The sequence below is a fragment of the Agreia sp. Leaf210 genome (assembly GCF_001421485.1).
GTDB lineage: Bacteria > Actinomycetota > Actinomycetes > Actinomycetales > Microbacteriaceae > Agreia.
In genome coordinates, this window is record NZ_LMKK01000003.1 from 138,980 (window position 1) to 156,697 (window position 17,718).

Annotated in this window: 15 protein-coding genes; 9 read left to right on the forward strand and 6 right to left on the reverse strand. The window is 64.9% G+C overall.

Features of this window, described 5'->3' with window-relative positions; genetic code table 11:
• Positions 1-136 precede the first annotated feature (136 nt).
• From ASE64_RS11055 to typA, 5 genes are all read left to right on the forward strand, one after another.
• A complete protein-coding gene (locus ASE64_RS11055; protein ID WP_055780290.1) occupies positions 137-1,756 on the forward strand; it encodes a peptide ABC transporter substrate-binding protein in 1,620 nt (539 codons plus the stop codon).
• A 152-nt stretch (positions 1,757-1,908) separates the two neighbouring features.
• Entirely contained in the window at positions 1,909-2,838 is a 930-nt protein-coding gene (locus ASE64_RS11060; protein WP_055780293.1) for an ABC transporter permease, read from the forward strand.
• A complete protein-coding gene (locus ASE64_RS11065; RefSeq protein ID WP_055780296.1) occupies positions 2,801-3,784 on the forward strand; it encodes an ABC transporter permease in 984 nt (327 codons plus the stop codon). The genes ASE64_RS11060 and ASE64_RS11065 overlap by 38 nt, the downstream gene beginning before the upstream one ends.
• Positions 3,781-5,541: a dipeptide ABC transporter ATP-binding protein gene (locus ASE64_RS11070; RefSeq protein WP_055780299.1), complete on the forward strand. Its 1,761-nt coding sequence runs from the start codon at positions 3,781-3,783 to the stop codon at positions 5,539-5,541. The genes ASE64_RS11065 and ASE64_RS11070 overlap by 4 nt, the downstream gene beginning before the upstream one ends.
• Before the next feature lie 86 nt (positions 5,542-5,627).
• A complete protein-coding gene (gene typA / locus ASE64_RS11075; RefSeq protein ID WP_055780301.1) occupies positions 5,628-7,556 on the forward strand; it encodes a translational GTPase TypA in 1,929 nt (642 codons plus the stop codon).
• Between the two features lie 79 nt (positions 7,557-7,635).
• On the opposite strand, the gene efeB is transcribed toward typA, so the two are convergent.
• The 4 genes from efeB to ASE64_RS11095 form a co-directional block, all read right to left on the reverse strand.
• A complete protein-coding gene (efeB, locus tag ASE64_RS11080; RefSeq protein ID WP_055780303.1) occupies positions 7,636-8,949 on the reverse strand; it encodes an iron uptake transporter deferrochelatase/peroxidase subunit in 1,314 nt (437 codons plus the stop codon).
• 5 nt (positions 8,950-8,954) lie between these two features.
• A complete protein-coding gene (gene efeO / locus ASE64_RS11085; RefSeq protein WP_055780306.1) occupies positions 8,955-10,133 on the reverse strand; it encodes an iron uptake system protein EfeO in 1,179 nt (392 codons plus the stop codon).
• Complete coding sequence (gene efeU, locus ASE64_RS11090; protein ID WP_055780309.1) at positions 10,130-10,999, reverse strand: iron uptake transporter permease EfeU; 870 nt, start codon at positions 10,997-10,999, stop codon at positions 10,130-10,132. Before efeU ends, efeO begins: the two co-directional genes overlap by 4 nt.
• A gap of 132 nt (positions 11,000-11,131) precedes the next feature.
• Positions 11,132-12,457, reverse strand: coding sequence for an acyltransferase family protein (locus ASE64_RS11095; protein ID WP_055780312.1), 1,326 nt, complete (start codon positions 12,455-12,457; stop codon positions 11,132-11,134).
• 88 nt (positions 12,458-12,545) lie between these two features.
• Between ASE64_RS11095 and ASE64_RS11100 the strand changes: the two genes are divergently transcribed.
• The 4 genes from ASE64_RS11100 (at position 12,546) to ASE64_RS11115 (ending at position 15,938) form a co-directional block, all read left to right on the forward strand.
• Positions 12,546-12,956 (forward strand): hypothetical protein, encoded by a 411-nt coding sequence (locus ASE64_RS11100; protein ID WP_162234562.1) that lies wholly within the window; start codon positions 12,546-12,548, stop codon positions 12,954-12,956.
• Between the two features lie 51 nt (positions 12,957-13,007).
• On the forward strand, positions 13,008-13,337 hold the full coding sequence (gene fdxA / locus ASE64_RS11105) for a ferredoxin (protein ID WP_055780318.1): 330 nt from the start codon (positions 13,008-13,010) through the stop codon (positions 13,335-13,337).
• Positions 13,338-14,438 carry a succinyldiaminopimelate transaminase gene (gene dapC / locus ASE64_RS11110; protein WP_055780321.1) on the forward strand — a complete coding sequence of 367 codons (1,101 nt, stop codon included), beginning with the start codon at positions 13,338-13,340 and terminating at the stop codon, positions 14,436-14,438.
• 171 nt (positions 14,439-14,609) lie between these two features.
• Complete coding sequence (locus tag ASE64_RS11115) at positions 14,610-15,938, forward strand: citrate synthase (protein ID WP_082466188.1); 1,329 nt, start codon at positions 14,610-14,612, stop codon at positions 15,936-15,938.
• Positions 15,939-15,965: 27 nt separating this feature from the next.
• Here ASE64_RS11115 and deoC read toward each other — a convergent pair whose 3' ends face one another.
• Complete coding sequence (deoC, locus tag ASE64_RS11120; RefSeq protein ID WP_055780324.1) at positions 15,966-16,667, reverse strand: deoxyribose-phosphate aldolase; 702 nt, start codon at positions 16,665-16,667, stop codon at positions 15,966-15,968.
• Between the two features lie 44 nt (positions 16,668-16,711).
• Positions 16,712-17,692, reverse strand: coding sequence for a 2,3,4,5-tetrahydropyridine-2,6-dicarboxylate N-succinyltransferase (gene dapD, locus ASE64_RS11125; RefSeq protein WP_055780326.1), 981 nt, complete (start codon positions 17,690-17,692; stop codon positions 16,712-16,714).
• Between the last annotated feature and the right edge of the window lie 26 nt (positions 17,693-17,718).

The following is a 17,718-nucleotide window of genomic DNA, read 5'->3' on the forward strand; positions in this document are numbered from 1 at the left end:
TTCCTGATGGATTTGGCAGGATCCCAGCCCCCTTTTAGGGTACTGGGTAGTCAGCCACGCGACTGATCACCTTTCGGGTGCCTCCGAGAACGTCTAGTGAGCATCCGGTAGCCCAAGAAAGTCCTCAGGAGGAAAATTGAAAATCAGACGCATTGGCATCGGGGCTATCGCCCTCGCTGCGGCCAGCGCCCTTATGCTGTCCGGTTGTTCGGCGGGTGGAGACACGCCCAGCACGAACTCCGGCGGAAACAACTCCGCAATCATCACGGCGAACGGCTCGGAGCCGCAGAACCCGTTGATCCCCACCAACACCAACGAGGTCGGTGGCGGCAAGATCCTCGACGAGATCTTCGCTGGTCTGGTCTATTACGACGCCAAGGGCGCTCCCATCAACGACGTCGCTGAGTCCATCGAGACCACCGATGCTCAGAACTACACCATCAAGATCAAGCCGGGCCTGAAGTTCACCAACGGCGACCCGGTCGACGCAGCCTCCTTCGTCGACGCATGGCAGTACGGCGCGCTTCTCTCGAACGCGCAGCTCTCCAGCTACTTCTTCGAGGACATCCAGGGGTTCAGCTACGACGCTGACAGCCCCCTGACCGGCCTCACGGTCGTCGATGACACGACCTTCACGGTCGCGCTCACGAGCCCGAAGTCCGACTTCCCGCTGCGGCTCGGCTACTCGGCGTTCTTCCCGCTGCCCAAGTCGGCGTTCGCCGACATGGCCGCGTTCGGTGAGAACCCGGTCGGCAACGGTCCCTACATGCTCGCCGGCGAGGGTGCCTGGAAGCACAACGAGAAGATCGATCTCGTCGTGAACCCCGACTACAAGGGTGGACGCGTTCCCAAGAACGGCGGCGTGACCATCGTGTTCTACGCCACCCAGGATGCCGCATACTCCGACCTGCAGGGCGGCAACCTCGACGTCCTCGACGCCGTGCCGGACAGCGCGTACCAGACGTTCCAGTCCGACCTGGGTGACCGTGCGGTCAACCAGCCGGCGGCCGTCTTTCAGTCGTTCACGATTCCGTCGCGCCTCGCTCACTTCGGTGGCGAAGAGGGAACGCTTCGTAAGCAGGCGATCTCGATGGCCATCAACCGCGAAGAGATCACCAAGGTGATCTTCGAGGGAACCCGTACGCCTGCCAGCGACTTCACGTCGCCGGTCATCGACGGATGGTCCGACAAGCTCAAGGGTGCCGACGTACTCGAGTACAACCCCGACGAGGCCAAGAAGCTGTGGGCCGAGGCCGACAAGATCTCGCCGTGGAGCGGTACCTTCCAGATCGCGTACAACTCCGACGGTGGCCACCAGGGCTGGGTCGACGCAGTGGCGAACAGCCTGAAGAACACCCTGGGCATCGACGCATCGGGCGCTCCGTCGCCGACGTTCGCCCAGGTGCGCACGGCTATCACCGACCGCAGCATCCAGACGGCGTTCCGCACCGGATGGCAGGCCGACTACCCGGGTCTGTTCAACTTCCTCGGACCGATCTATGCCACGAACGCTGGCTCCAACGACGGTGACTACTCGAACCCGGACTTCGACGCACTGCTGGCGAAGGGCTCCTCGGAGACCGACGTCGACACGGCGAACAAGGACTTCCAGGACGCTCAGGAGATCCTGCTGAAGGATCTTCCGGCGATCCCGCTGTGGTACTCGAACGTCACCGGTGGCTACGGCACCGAGGTGTCGAACGTGACCTTCGGTTGGAACTCCGTTCCGCTGTACTCCGAGATCACCAAGGGCTAACTCATAGCATCCTCGTCTGTGGGGCGGCAGCGACTCTCGCTGCCGCCCCACACATGCGCTCTGTAAGGTATTCCCAGCGCGTGCGGCCAAGTAAGAGATAGGTGTTTCCACTCGAATGTGCAACAAGCCCGAACCGGTGATGTGACCAGACCATGGCCGGATATATTTTCAGACGCGTTCTTCAGGCGATCCCCGTCTTCTTCGGGACGACCTTCCTCATCTACTTCATGGTGTTCGCCATGCCGGGCGACCCCATCGTCGCCCTCTTCGGCGACAAAACGCCGAACCCCGCGGTCATCGAGCAGCTGCGCCAGCAGTACCACCTCGACCAGCCGTTCATCGTGCAGTACTTCATCTACATCGGCGGCATCTTCCGCGGAGACTTCGGCATCTCGTTCTCGGGCGAGCCGGTCACGCAGATCCTGGCCCGTACGTTCCCGGTAACGATCCGGCTGGCGATCCTCGCGCTTCTGTTCCAGTCCATCGCCGGAATCGTCGTGGGACTCTACTCGGGCCTCCGTAAGGGAAAGCTGTTCGACTCGAGCGCTCTCGTCGTCAGCCTTATCCTGATCTCGCTGCCGATCTTCGTCATCGCCTACGTGGCGCAGTACGTCTTCGGTGTGCAGTTGGGCTTGGCGAGAACAACGGTCGGTTCCGGGGCTCCAATCCAGGATCTGATCATGCCGGCCCTCGTGCTCGCCAGCGTCAGCTTCGCGCAGATCGTGCGCCTCACTCGGTCATCGGTGATCGAGACGAGTGGACTCGACTTCGTGCGGACGGCCTACAGCAAGGGCCTGAGCCGCCGACGCATCGTGCCCGTGCACATCCTGCGCAACTCGCTCATTCCCGTCGTCACCTTCCTCGCCACGGACTTCGGCGTGCTTCTGGTCGGTGCGACGGTGACGGAGGGAATCTTCAACGTTCCCGGCGTCGGAAACACCCTGTACCAGGCCATCATCCGAGGCGAGGGCCCGACCGTCGTGTCGTTCGTCACCGTGATGGTGCTGCTCTACCTCGTCGTCAATCTTGTCGTAGACCTCTTGTATGGCCTGCTCGATCCAAGGATCCGCCTTGTCAAATAACACACCACGCTCGACGACGCACTTCGTTGCGCCTCTCGAGGAAACGCCCCTGGTCGCCATCGACGCCGTCAAGGTCGACGAGAAGCCGTCCAACCTCTGGATCGACGCCTGGAGGGACGCCCGCCGTCGGCCGATCTTCTGGATCTCCGGTGCCCTGATCCTCTTGATCATCGCCGTGGCCCTCCTTCCGTCGCTCTTCTCGCCCATCAACCCGCTCACCGAGGCGTGTGCTCTGGGTGACAGCAACGGCGATCCGTCCGCGGGGCACCTTCTCGGCTTCACGAAGCAGGGCTGCGATGTCTACGCGCGCATCATCTACGGCACGTCGACCTCCATCTCGGTCGGTCTGATCGTCATCCTGCTCACGACCGTCCTCGGCGTTGCATTCGGCGCGTTCGCAGGGTTCTTCGGAGGCTGGGTCGACGCGACCCTCTCCCGAATCGGCGACATCTTCTTCTCGATCCCCTACATCCTCGCCGCGGTCGTGATCATGAGCGTGCTGTCGCAGTACCGCAGCATCTGGACGATCTCGCTCGCGATCGGTTTGTTCGCCTGGCCCTCCACGGCCAGGGTGCTGCGTGCCGAGATCCTCAGGGTCAAGCAGGCCGACTACATCACCGCCTCTGAAGCACTCGGCGTCTCGCGCATGAAGATCCTCTTCCAGCACGTGCTGCCGAACTCCATCGCACCCGTGATCGCCATCACCACGATCTCGCTCGCCGGCGCGATCGTCGCGGAGGCGACGCTGTCGTTCCTCGGCGTGGGACTCGGTGGAAGCATCATGTCCTGGGGTAACGACATCAACCAGGCGCAGCGCGACATCCGGGTTCACCCGCAGACCCTGATCTGGCCGTCGCTCGCCCTCTCCGTCACGGTCTTCAGCTTCATCCTCATGGGTGAAGTCGTGAGAGACGCACTCGACCCGAAAGCGAGGGCGCTCCGATGATCGCCACCGACGCATCCGCAGCCCCTATCGACGGCCGCGCCGTTACACCTCTGCTCGAGATCAAAGATCTGCAGGTCGGTTTCCAGACGCAGCGCGGCATGGTGACCGCCGTCGACGGCGTGAACATCACGCTCATGCCCGGCCAGACTCTGGCCATCGTGGGGGAGTCGGGATCCGGCAAGTCCACGACAGCCCACGCCATCATCAACCTGCTTCCCGGTTCAGGCCGGATCACCGGTGGAGAGATCCTCTTCGAGGGGCGCAACATCGCCGCCCTCGACGAGAAGCAGATGGAGGAGATCCGCGGCCGCAAGATCGGCTTCGTTCCCCAGGACCCCATGTCGAACCTCAACCCCGTCTGGAGCGTCGGCTTCCAGGTGGAGGAGGCGATCCGTGCGAACGGTATCGCCACCGGCAAACAAGACGTCAAGAAGCGCGCTATCCAGGTTCTGACCGAAGCCGGGCTCTCAGACGCCGACAGGCGCCTGAAGCAGTTCCCGCACCAGTTCTCGGGCGGTATGCGTCAGCGCGTGCTCATCGGAATGGGCCTCAGCTCGAACCCCAAGCTGCTGATCGCCGACGAGCCCACGTCAGCACTCGACGTCACGGTGCAGCGACGCATTCTCGACCACCTCGAGAAGCTCACCCGCGAGTCGGGCACGGCACTCGTGTTCATCACGCACGACCTGGGACTCGCGGCAGAGCGCGCAGAGCAGCTCGTCGTCATGTACAAGGGCAAGGTCGTCGAGTCGGGTCCCTCTCGGGAGATCCTGCAGAACCCGATGCATCCCTACACCCAGCGTCTCGTTGCCGCGGCGCCGAGCCTCGCCTCTCGTCGTATCCAGTCCGCCTCGAAGCCGCTCGAAGACCTCGGCTACGAGGCCACCCGCGTGACCGAGGGTGTCGACCTCATCGCCGCGGCGGAGTCGCGGCACGAGGCGCACGCTGCGACGGCGGACACGACGGCAGCCATTGCCGTCAAGGATCTCACCAAGATCTACAAGATCCGTGGTGGAAAGGGGTCGGCATCGACCCTCAAGGCCGTCGACGGTGTCAGCTTCGAGATCGAGCGTGGCACGACGATGGCGCTGGTGGGGGAGTCCGGTTCGGGCAAGTCCACCGTCGCGAAGCTCCTGCTGAGGCTCGAGGACGCCACGAGCGGCGAGATCCGCATCGACGGCACGGACACGGCGCCGCTGAAGGGCAAGAGCCTCCTGGCTCTGCGCCGCAAGATGCAGCCGGTGTTCCAAGACCCGTACGGTTCCCTCGACCCGCTGCGCAACATCGGCAACACGATCTCGGAGCCTCTGAGCGTGTTCAAGGTCGGCGACTCCACGTCGCGACGCGCCAGGGTGAACGAGCTGCTCGACCAGGTCGCCCTGCCGAAGTCGCTCGTCACGCGCTACCCGAACGAGCTGTCCGGTGGGCAGCGCCAGCGTGTCGCCATCGCGCGCGCCCTGGCACTTAAGCCCGAGATCGTCGTGCTCGACGAGGCAGTCTCGGCTCTCGACGTGCTCGTGCAGGCGCAGATTCTGCAGCTGCTCACCGATCTGCAGTCGGAGCTGGGGCTCACCTACCTCTTCATCACACACGACCTGGCCGTGGTGCGAGTCATCGCAGACAACGTCAGCGTGATGAAGTCGGGGCGTATCGTCGAGGCCGCCGCAACAGACGAGGTGTTCGATAACCCGCGTGAGGAATATACTAAAGAGTTGCTTGATGCAATTCCCGGGGCCAACATACCCCTGGGCATCTAGCCGTTCAGGGCGTTGTCGCCCGATATCCCACGCTAATAAGAGCCCGTCACGATTCGGGTTCATCCCGATCCTCAAGGACTTTCTCCATGGCTGAAGCCACCCGCGCCGACCTGCGCAACGTCGCAATCGTCGCCCACGTCGACCACGGCAAGACGACTCTCGTCGACGCCATGCTCAAGCAGACCAACTCGTTCGATGCCCACTTCGAGGGCGACGACCGCATGATGGACTCGAACGACCTCGAGCGCGAAAAGGGCATCACGATCCTCGCGAAGAACACCGCTGTCACGTACAACGGTATTCACGCGGCTGAGCACGGTGCCGGCGGCCCGATCGTCATCAACGTGATCGACACCCCGGGTCACGCCGACTTCGGTGGCGAGGTCGAGCGCGGCCTGTCCATGGTCGACGGCGTCGTTCTGCTCGTCGACGCCAGTGAGGGCCCGCTTCCGCAGACGCGTTTCGTGCTGCGCAAGGCTCTCGAGGCGAAGCTCCCGGTCATTCTGCTCGTCAACAAGACCGACCGCCCCGATGCGCGCATCGACGAGGTCGTGGCCGAGAGCCAGGACCTGCTCCTCGGCCTCGCCAGCGACATGGCCGACGACGTTCCCGACCTCGACCTCGACGCCATCCTCGACGTTCCCGTCGTGTACGCCTCGGGTCGTAACGGTGCCGCCAGCACGAACAAGCCCGCCAATGGCGAGCTGCCCGACAACGACGATCTCGAGCCGCTGTTCGAAGCGATCCTCACCCACGTGCCCGCCCCGAAGTACGACGACGAGCACCCTCTGCAGGCGCACGTCACGAACCTCGACGCGTCGCCGTTCCTCGGTCGTCTCGCTCTGCTGCGCATCTTCAACGGACACATCAAGAAGGGCCAGCAGGTCGCCTGGGTCCGTCACGACGGTTCCGTTCAGAACGTCAAGCTCACCGAGCTCCTGATGACCAAGGCACTCACGCGCTACCCGGTCGACAGCGCCGGCCCCGGTGACATCGTCGCCGTCGCCGGCATCGAGGAGATCACCATCGGTGAGACCCTGGCCGACCCCGAAGACGTTCGCCCCCTGCCGACCATCACGGTCGACGACCCCGCGATCTCGATGACCATCGGAACGAACACCTCTCCGCTCGTCGGAAAGGTGAAGGGTCACAAGCTCACCGCTCGAATGGTGAAGGATCGCCTCGACCGCGAGCTCGTCGGAAACGTGTCGCTCAAGATCGTCGACATCGGAAACCCCGCCGCATGGGAGGTGCAGGGGCGTGGAGAACTCGCCCTCGCCATCCTGGTCGAGCAGATGCGTCGTGAAGGCTATGAGCTCACCGTGGGCAAGCCGCAGGTCGTCACCAAGCAGGTCGACGGTAAGACCTACGAGCCGATGGAGCACCTCACCATCGACGCGCCCGAAGAGTACCTCGGTGCCATCACGCAGCTCCTCGCCGCGCGCAAGGGCGTCATGGACGGCATGTCGAACCACGGCACCGGATGGGTTCGCATGGAGTTCATCGTTCCGTCGCGTGGTCTCATCGGTTTCCGCACAGAGTTCCTCACGACCACTCGAGGCACCGGTATCGCCAACGCCATCTCGCACGGCTACGGCCCCTGGACCGGACCGATCGTCACCCGCAACAACGGCTCGATTGTGGCCGACCGCTCGGGTGTCGTGACTCCCTTCTCTATCGTCAACCTGCAGGAGCGCATGAGCTTCTTCGTCGAGCCCACGCAGGAGGTCTACGAGGGCATGGTCATCGGCGAGAACTCGCGCGCCGACGACATGGACGTGAACATCACGAAAGAGAAGCAGCTCACCAACATGCGCCAGTCGACGTCTGACACGTTCGAGCGCATGACCCCGTCGCGCAAGCTGACGCTGGAAGAGAGCCTCGAGTTCGCCCGCGAAGACGAGTGCGTCGAGGTCACCCCCGAGTTCGTGCGTATCCGCAAGGTGGAGCTCGACTCCAACGCCCGCGCCCGTGCGACGGCGAACCTCAAGCGCGCCAACCAGGGCAAGAACTAGCTCTTCACGACGAAGCGGGGCAACGGAGTTCGACTCCGTTGCCCCGCTTCGTCGTTGCGGGCGATGACCGGACGGTCTTCTAGGCGAAGAGCCCGGCTCCGACGTACGAGCCCTGTCGCGCCCCCGGGGGAACAGCGAAGAGACCCGACCCCACGTGCCTGATGTACTCGTTCATGAGGTCGTTCTTCGCCAGGTTCATCTGAATGTCGATGAACTGAGCGGGGGAGCGCTGGTAACTGATGAAGAAGAGGCCGGCGTCGAGGCGGCCGAGACTGTCGTTGCCATCGACGAAGTTGTATCCCCGCCTGAGGATCTCGGTTCCACTATTTGATTCCGGATGCGCGAGACGCACGTGTGAATCGGCGTCGATGAGCGGCTTGTCGGCCCTGCCGAGCACGGCGAAGTCGGGAGCGGTGAACTCCGTTCCCCCCGACAGCGGTGCGCCCGCACCCTTGGTGCGACCGATGATGCGTTCCTGCTCGCTGAGCGCCGTCCTGTCCCACGTCTCGATCGTCATGCGGATGCGCCGGGCGACCAGGTAGGAGCCACCGGCCAGCCAGGTGGGCGTCGCCGAGGCGGGAACCCACACGGAGTTCATCACCTTGCCGAGCTGCTCCGCCTTGATGTTGGCGGTTCCGTCTTTGAAGCCGAACAGGTTGCGGGGTGTCACCTGCGATGTACTGGTCGACGACGTCCGACCGAATCCGAGCTGCGACCAGCGCAGGCTGGCGCGGCCGAAGGCGATGCGCGACAGATTGCGGATGGCATGCACCGCGATCTGCGGGTCGTCGGAACAAGCCTGGATGCAGAGATCTCCACCCGTCCTCTGCGGATCCAGATCGTCCGCGGGAAAATGCGGCAGCTCGCGCAGCTCGGCCGGTTGCTGCGACGCGATGCCGAAGCGATCGGCTCCTGACCCGTCGACGAACAGCGTGGGGCCGAAACCGAAGGTGATGGTGAGTCCGCCGGTGGGCAGATCGAGCGCCTCGCCCGTGTCCTCCGGCGGAGCATCGTACGGACCGTCGACCGCGCCGTACTCGCCTACGGGCTTACCCGCGCACATCTGTGCGGCCGCCGCACTCCAGTCTTGAAGGAGCTCTATGAGATCGGACCTGGAGGCGGTCGACGACATGTCGAACGCCGCAAAGTGAAGGCGGTCTTGCGCAGGGGTGACGATTCCGGACTGGTGCGTGCCATGGAAGGGGTACGCCGCGGTGGACGCGCTCGTCGCTCCGGTCGTGGTTGCCGCAGACGCGGCGATGATTCCGCGGTCGCCCGCCACGCCCACGCCCAGACCCACGACGCCGGCGCCCGCCAGCCCGAGAAGCCCTCGACGAGAGAGTTTCTGCGGGGTGACCGGCACCTGCTCCTCGGCGGAGCGCTCGTCTGTCATGGGAGTCAGCCGACGAGGGTCGCGGTGAGCTTGCTGAGCGGCTCGCTGAGCGCGTTGACGCCGTCGGCGAGTTCCTTGACCTGTGCCGGGGTGAGCTCGTTGTAGTAGACGAAGCCACTGTCGAGGCTGCCGTACGAGGAGAGCTGCTTCTCGAGGTCGCTGAACCGCGTGTCGAGTGTCGTCACGAGTTCCGGGTCCTTTGACTCGACGATGTCGCGTACGCCCTCATACGCCACCCGTGCGCCTTCGAGGTTGGCCTGGAAGTCCCAGAGATCCGTGTGCGACCAGATCTCCTCTTCACCCGTGATCTTGCCGCTGGCGACTTCTTCGAGCAGGCCGATCGCTCCGTTGGAGATGGCGTCGATCGACACCGTGTAGTCGCTCGCGTGAACGGCGTCATAGAGCTGCTGGGTGTTCTCGGCGAGCTTGTCGGCGTAGTAGTTGCGCTGGTCGGCCGTCAGAGCGACGTACTCGACGCCGCCGTTCTCGGCTGCCGCCGGCGGGAACAGATCCTTCTCGATACGGTGCCACCCCGTCCACTCCTTATCGGGCGCGACGTCGGCCTCGCGGAAGTCGATCTCGGGATCGAGGTCTCCGAACGACTCGGCCACGGGCTCGATGCGCTCGTAATTCGCTCGGGTGGTGGCGTAGGTGGCGCGCGCCGTAGCGTCGTCGCCGGCCTTGTACGCAGCGAGGAACGTGTCGGTGCCGGTCACGAGTTGAGCGACCTGGTCTTTGATGTAGGCGACGTAGTTTGTGGCTGCCGCGTCGACCTGTTCCTGCTCGTCGCCCGCGAGCTTAACCTTGTCGCCCGTGACCGAGAAGGCGGCGTTGCCGACGCCGTCTCCGATCATTCCGGGCTTGCAGACGGTGAAGTAGTCGCCGGGCTGTGCCTGCACGACGAGGTCGCGCGAGATCCCGGGGCCGACGTTCTCGACCTCGCCGATGATGCGCAGGCCGTCGTCGGCGAGCAGGTAGAACTCGGTGACCTTGTCACCCGAGTTCGTGACCTTGAAGCGCAGGGTCCCGCTCGATGCCGTGTTCTTGCTGACCGAGCACGCGTCAGCGCTGGAGTCGACCGAGATGGCGGCCGCGTCCGACGATGTGGCGTTGGGCACGCATCCTGTGAGTGCCAGCAGGGTCGCTGCGGCGCCGATCGTCGTGATTACTGCTCTGGCTTTCACCGGGCTCCTTGGGGGGTTGAACGTGCTGTGCTGCTGTCGGACGTGCTCGTCTGGGGTGGGGGCGTCTTGCGGACCACCGCGCGAAGGAAGATCGTCATCGTCGGAACCACGTAGAGGGTCCAGGCGGCAGCTTCGAGCCACGTCGTAGCCGGAGAGAAGTTGACGGTGCCCTTGAGGAGCGTTCCGTACCAGCTGTCGGGCGGAATGGCGGCGGATACGTCGAAGGCGAGGTTGTTCAGGCCGGGCAGGATCCCGGCCTCCTGCAGATCGTGCACACCGTACGACAGGACCCCGGCGGCCACGACGATGAGGACGGCGCCCGACCAGGCGAAGAACTTCGCCAGGTTGATGCGCACCAGACCGCGATTGATGAGCCAGCCGAGGATGACGGCGACCACGATTCCGAGGGCAGCCCCGATCAGCGGCAGAGTGGTCGATCCTGTCGCCTGCACCGCGGCCCAGATGAACAGGGCCGTCTCGATTCCCTCTCGGCCGACGGCGAGGAACGCGACCAGGACGAGCCCCCATCCGGCACCCGCGAGATGCTGGTCGACGTCATTCTGCAGGTGGTGCTTGAGGTTCTTCGACGTGCGAAGCATCCAGAAGACCATCCAGGTGACGAAGATGGTGGCGACGATCGAGAGTGATCCGCCGATCGCCTCCTGCGCCTCGAACGAGAGTCCGTAGGTGCCGAATGTCAGGATCGCGCCGAGAGACAGCGCGACGAGGATCGCGAGAGCGACGCCGAGCCAGATGCGTTTCAGTACGTCGCGTCGTTTGATCTTGACGACGTACGCGATGAGGATTCCGACGACCAGGGCGGCTTCGAGTCCTTCGCGCAGGCCGATGAGAAAGTTCGCGAGCACGGTAGAGCCTTCGGGTGAGGCGGCGCAGGGTGGCGCCGGGGCAGAGAGGCGGCCCACGCTGGTCGTCTCGTACGTTCGGTAAGGCTTGCCTTACCAAAACTGACTGTAACCCAGCGGTGTCGTACTGTCCAGTTAGCTCGGCTGAGCGTTCACAGTGACTTCACGACCCGGCGTCACTAGACGAAGAGCCACGGCGATCACCGCCGCGGTCAGCGTCAGAAGCAGCAGACTCCACCCCCACTGGATCTCGGCCACGAACACGGCGAACGCCAGAAGAGCGGCCACCCGGATGCGCACCGTACCGGGGTCGCGCAGCCCTTCGAGCGCGGCTTTCGCCGGGCGCTCCCAGCGCACGACGGCCAGGCTCAGCGCTCCGAGGATCAGCCAGACGGCCACGACGAAGAGTGGACGGGTCGCCCACCATGCGCCGCTTCCCGGCACGCTGTCGACCCAGCCGCTGAGGAACAGTCCACCACTGAGCGCCACGATGATGGGCAGATGCCATAGGTAGATGGTCATCGCCCTGCTGCCGACGAAGAACGTCGCGATCAGCACCGGCTTGAGCGTCATGGCCACCCGCAGAAGCGGGTACAGCAGATGAAGGATGCAGACCTGTGCGACGCCCAGCAGAATCAGGGGCACGGTCGCGGGGTTGAGGTTCGTGAGCATGTCGACCGGATAGATGTCGAGCGCATAGGTGAGCACGGCGAGGAGCGCGTAACTCGCGACCGCCCCCGCGGCGAGTTGCCAGCGCGCTCGCCGCGCGAACCATCCGTCGGCGTAGAAGAATCCGAGCTGCTGCACGGCAAGCCAGACGAAGACGAGGTTGAGGAGACCGATCTCCTGAATGCCGCTGAGGATGCGTGCGGCATCCACGATGACGGACAGCGCGACGAGTGTGGCGATCGTCGAGCCGGGGCGCGAGACGTGCCAGCCATGCATGATCGGAAGAAAGGCCTGACAGGAGATGAACGCCGCCAGGAACCACAGCGGCATGCCGACGCCGGCCGCGACGATGTCGACGACTCCTCGGTCGACGCCGCAGAGCACGAGAACCCAGAGGACGACCGTCAGGAACACGAGGAGCGGTAGTGCGGGCCTGAGCAGGCGAACGAGGCGTGTCCGGAGGAACTCACCGGGCGTTGTGCCGCGCCGCATGGCGCTCCGCCAGGAGACGGCGCCCGCAAAGCCCCCGACGACGAAGAAGAGAGGCATGATCTGGCCGACCCACGTGGCGAGAGCGAACCAGCTCTGCGTCTGCAGCGGATTGATCTGACCGATCGCGTCGCCATTGCGGTAGAGGCCCACCATCAGCGAATGCATCATGACGACGGCGAAGACGCAGAACACCCGCGCCAGGTCGACGACGAGGTCGCGCTTGCTCTTCGCCGCGAGACCGACGACGTCGACCGATTCTCTGCCGCTGGTCGCGGCCGTTCGGGTGGATCGGTTGGGCACGGGATCATTCCCTCCGGGTGGGTATCGAACATGATAGCGACGAGTGGTGGGGGGTCGGCGCAGCTCCGCTGCCAGATAGTCTGGGGTGGTGATCGACGAGACGAGAGAGCCGCTCCGGGCGGCATCCCCTGAGACGCTGTCGTCGCGCGCCGTATCGTGGGTCGTCGGCCTGGGCCTGGGCGTGCTGTTCGGCGTCATGGGCACGGCCGTCAGTCAATCGACGTGGACGATCGTCGCGGGGTTCGCCCTGCCGGTCGGCATCATCATCGCGCTTCTCGCAGTCACGCTCCTGCTCGTCGGGCTGCGCCTGGTTCTGCGCACGCGTACCACCGCGATCCTCGCCGCATTCGGCATAGTCGTGACCATCTTCCTGCTCTCCCAGCCCAGCGCGGGAGGCTCGATTCTCGTGCCCGGAAACGTGCTCGGGGTCACCTGGACCTTCGCCCCCACGGTCATCGCACTGCTGGTACTCGCATGGCCCCGCTTTTCGAAGAATTAGACTTGTCCAGTCGCACCATCTCCTGTGCGGCATGAAGGGAACGAACGCACTGTGACCTACGTCATCGCCCTGCCCTGTGTCGACGTCAAAGACCGGGCCTGTATCGACGAATGTCCGGTCGACTGCATCTACGAGGGCGAACGCTCGCTCTACATCCACCCCGATGAATGCGTCGACTGTGGCGCATGCGAGCCTGTCTGCCCCGTCGAGGCCATCTACTACGAAGACGATCTGCCTGAGGAATGGGCTGACTACTACAAGGCCAACGTCGAATTCTTCGACGACATCGGTTCTCCCGGCGGTGCTGCCAAGGTCGGCGTGATCGCCAAGGATCACCCCGTCATCTCGGCTCTGCCTCCGCAGTCGCACGGCGAGAAGTAAGTGGCCCTCGCGGCTCTTCCCGACTACCCGTGGGACGCGATGAGGCCTTATGCCGAGATCGCGCGGCGACACCCCGACGGAATCGTCGACCTGTCGATCGGTTCGCCTGTCGATGAGACGCCACGGCTCGTTCGAGAAGCGCTCGCTTCGGCGACGGATGCGCACGCGTATCCGCAGACGGCCGGTACACCGGCGCTCAGATCGGCGGTCGCCGGCTGGTTCCATCGCCGTCGCGCTGTGCCGGACGTGCGCGACGACGAGGTGTTGCCCACCATCGGGTCGAAGGAACTCGTCGCGTGGTTGCCTTTTATGCTCGGTCTCGGCGACGGCGATGTCGTCGTGCACCCCCGGGCCGCTTACCCTACCTACGCCGTCGGCGCCGCGATTGCGGGCGCCCGGCCCGTCGCATCCGACGACCCGGCCGACTGGCCGGAGAACACGCGCCTCGTCTGGCTGAACTCGCCCGGCAATCCCGACGGTTCGGTTCTGGATGTCGCAGATCTACGTCGTGCGGTGGCGCGCGCGCGCGAGCTCGGTGCGATCGTGGCGAGCGACGAATGCTACGCCGAGCTCGGCTGGGACGGTCCCTGGCGCGACGAGCCCGTTCCGAGCGTGCTCGACCCCCGGGTGACCGGGGGAGATCGCACCGGCCTGCTGGCGGTGTATTCGCTCAGCAAGCAGTCGAATCTCGCTGGGTACCGGGCGGCGTTTGTGGCGGGTGACAGCTCTCTGATCGAGCGCCTCCTGACCGTGCGAAAGCACGCGGGCATGATTCCCCCCGCTCCCGTGCAGGCCGCGATGGTGGTCGCACTCGCCGACGACGAGCATGTCGCCGCGCAGAAGGGTCTCTACCGGGCGCGACGCGACGCGCTGCGACCCGCCCTCGAGCAGTTCGGGATTCGCATCGATCGCAGCGAGGCCGGTCTCTACCTCTGGGGCACGAAGGGCGTCGACGCCTGGACGACCATCGCAGAACTCGCGGAACGCGGCATTCTGGCCGGTCCCGGCCCCTTCTACGGCGATCACTACCCTCAGCACGTCAGGGTCTCACTCACCGCTACAGATGAACGGATCGCGGCCGCCGTCACGCGTCTTTCCTGACGTCTCGCGTTGTCGGCACCCTCCAATAAGACCCGTCGGTTGCGGGCGGATGTCATGGTTGCCCTCATTTCGCCCTAGGCTGTAGGAGGGTCAACGCGGTCCGGGGTCACACATCCTGCGTCTAGCGTCCCGCCACTTACCATCAGGCAGGAACACTCGTCAGGAGGCGCCGTGACCGACGTCGGGCAGCACACATCAGCATCAGAACCCGAAGCAGTAGAACCGGGAAAGGCGACACTCTCGTACCCGGGAGGCACCGCCGAGTTCCCCATCCTCGAGAGCGTCGACGGGGCATCGTCCATCGACCTGTCGACCTTTACCAAGCAGACCGGAATGACGACCCTCGACTACGGGTTCGTCAATACGGCCGCCACCAAGTCGAACATCACGTACATCGATGGAGACCAGGGCATTCTGCGCTATCGCGGATACCCGATCGAGCAGGTGGCGAAGGGGCTCAGCTTCCTCGAGGTCTCATGGCTTCTGATCTACGGCGAGATTCCCACCGAGAGCGAACTCGAAGACTTCGATCGACGCATCCGTCGGCATACGCTGCTGCACGAGGATCTCAAGCGCTTCTTCGACGGGCTGCCGCACCAGGCTCACCCCATGTCGGTACTCTCGAGCGGCGTGTCCGCCCTGTCGACGTACTACCAGGACTCGCTCGATCCCACCAACCCCGAGCACGTCGAGATCTCGACGCTGAGACTTCTCGCGAAGATGCCGGTCATGGCTGCGTACGCGCACAAGAAGAGCGTCGGTCAGGCGTTCCTCTATCCCGACAACACGCTGAGCTTCGTCGACAACTTCTTGCGCCTCAACTTCGGCACCATGGCCGAGCCCTACGAGGTGAACCCCGTCGTGTCGAGCGCGCTCGAGCGGCTGCTCATCCTCCACGCCGATCACGAGCAGAACGCGTCGACGTCGACCGTGCGCCTGGTCGGTTCGACCCAGGCCAACATGTTCGCGTCGATCTCGGCCGGCATCAACGCCCTCTTCGGTCCGCTGCACGGCGGCGCCAACGAGGCCGTCCTGAGCATGCTGGGTGACATCCAGGCATCGGGGGAGGGTGTCGCGAAGTACGTGGAGCGCGTCAAGAACAAAGAGGCCGGCGTGAAGCTCATGGGCTTCGGCCACCGCGTCTACAAGAACTACGACCCACGCGCCAAGCTCGTGAAAGAGAGCGCCGACGAGGTGCTCGAGGCGCTCGGAGTTCACGACGACCTGCTCGAGATCGCCAAGGAACTGGAGCAGATCGCACTCGCAGATGATTACTTCAAGGAGCGTCGCCTGTACCCCAACGTCGACTTCTACACGGGCGTCATCTACAAGGCGATGGGCTTCCCCACCCGCATGTTCACAGTGCTCTTCGCCATCGGTCGACTGCCGGGGTGGATCGCCCACTGGCGCGAGATGACGACCGATCCGCAGACGAAGATCGGCCGCCCTCAGCAGCTGTACTTAGGCCACGCGGCCCGCGACCTGCCTTCGGGCCGCTAGGACCGGCCGACTGCGCGGACGGCGGCTCTAGTAGCCGCCGTCTCCGGTCGCGGGTGCGCCGGAGAGTACCTGACGCGAGCTCGAGACGCCCAGACGGGTTGCGCCGGCCTCGATCATGGCAACGGCGTCGTCGTAGCTGCGGATGCCGCCGGATGCCTTGACGCCCAGACGTGCGCCGACGGTCTCGGCCATGAGCCGCACGGCGTGCACGGTGGCACCGCCGCTCGGGTGGAAGCCCGTGGAGGTCTTCACGAAGTCCGCGCCCGCGTTCTGCGCTGCGAGGCAGGCGGACACGATCTCATCGTCGGTCAGCGCCGCCGACTCGATGATCACCTTCAGGATGCGGGGGGCCGGGATCACGGCGCGGACGGCGGCGATGTCGGCCTCGACGCGGTCGAATGCACCGGCCTTGGCCGCACCGATGTCGATCACCATGTCGACCTCGTCGGCGCCCTGCTCTACCGAGAGAGCGGCCTCGGCGGCCTTGATCGAGGAGTGGTGCTTGCCGGAGGGGAAGCCGCAGACGACGGCGATCTTGAGCGACGAGCCCTGCGGCAGTTCCAGGGGCAGCATCGACGGAGAGACGCAGACGGAATACGCCCACAGATCGTCGGCCTCCGTGATGAGGGTCGCGACGTCGGCGGCCGTGGCCTCCGGCTTCAGCAGCGTGTGATCGAAGTAGCGCGCGAGTTGTTCGGTGGTGATGGGTGTGCTGTCGGAGGGGGTCATGAAAGTGTCCTTTGATCGGGAGTCGGCGGGGAGAGCGAGTCGGCTCAGGCGTGCAGCATGGCGTTGAGTTCGATGCCGGTGCCCGTGCGGGGCAGCACCTCGACGGCGCCGGTGAGCGAGTTGCGACGGAACAGCAGGTTCGGAATCCCGGAGAGTTCGACGGCCTTCGCGGTGCGTCGCACGCCATCCGCAGTGGAGGCCGAGTCGACGATGACCACCTTGGTGCCGGCGGTCACGTAGAGACCCGCTTCGACGACCGAGTCGTCGCCGATGGAGATGCCGATTCCGGAGTTGGCGCCGAGTAGGGCACGAGCACCGATGGAGACCCGCTGGGTTCCTCCTCCGGACAGGGTGCCCATGATCGATGCGCCGCCGCCGATGTCGGAACCGTCGCCGACCACGACGCCCTGCGAGATCCGGCCCTCGACCATGGAGGTGCCGATCGTGCCCGCATTGAAGTTCACGAAGCCCTCGTGCATGACTGTGGTGCCCGGGGCGAGGTGGGCGCCGAGGCGCACGCGCGAGGCGTCGGCGATGCGCACCCCGACCGGGCTGACGTAGTCGAGCAGGCGGGGGAACTTGTCGATGCCGGTGCTCGCGATACCGTGCCGCTGAAGCGATGGGCGGAGACGGGTGAAGTCGTCTGGATGCACGGGGCCGGCATTCGTCCACACCACGATCGGGAGATGCCCGAAGATGCCGTCGAGGTTGATGGTGTTGGGGCGCACGAGAAGGTGCGACAGGAGGTGGAGCCGCAGGTAGGCATCCGGGGTCGAGGCCGGGGGCTCGCGCAGATCGATCTCGGTGGTGACGACCTCGACCGTGACGTTGCGCCGGGCATCCGGCTGGGCGTGGGCGTCGAGCGACGCGTCCGCGAGGTGCGGGTCTCTGCCTTCGGGTACTCGTCCGAGTGCGGGGCTCGGGTACCAGGTGTCGAGAACGACTCCGCCGCCCGACACCGTGGCAAGACCGGTCGCCCAGGCGAATTCGGGCGTCGCGGGGCTGGCAAATGTCTCAGAACTCATGCACTGAGCCTACCGAGTCCGTCGTC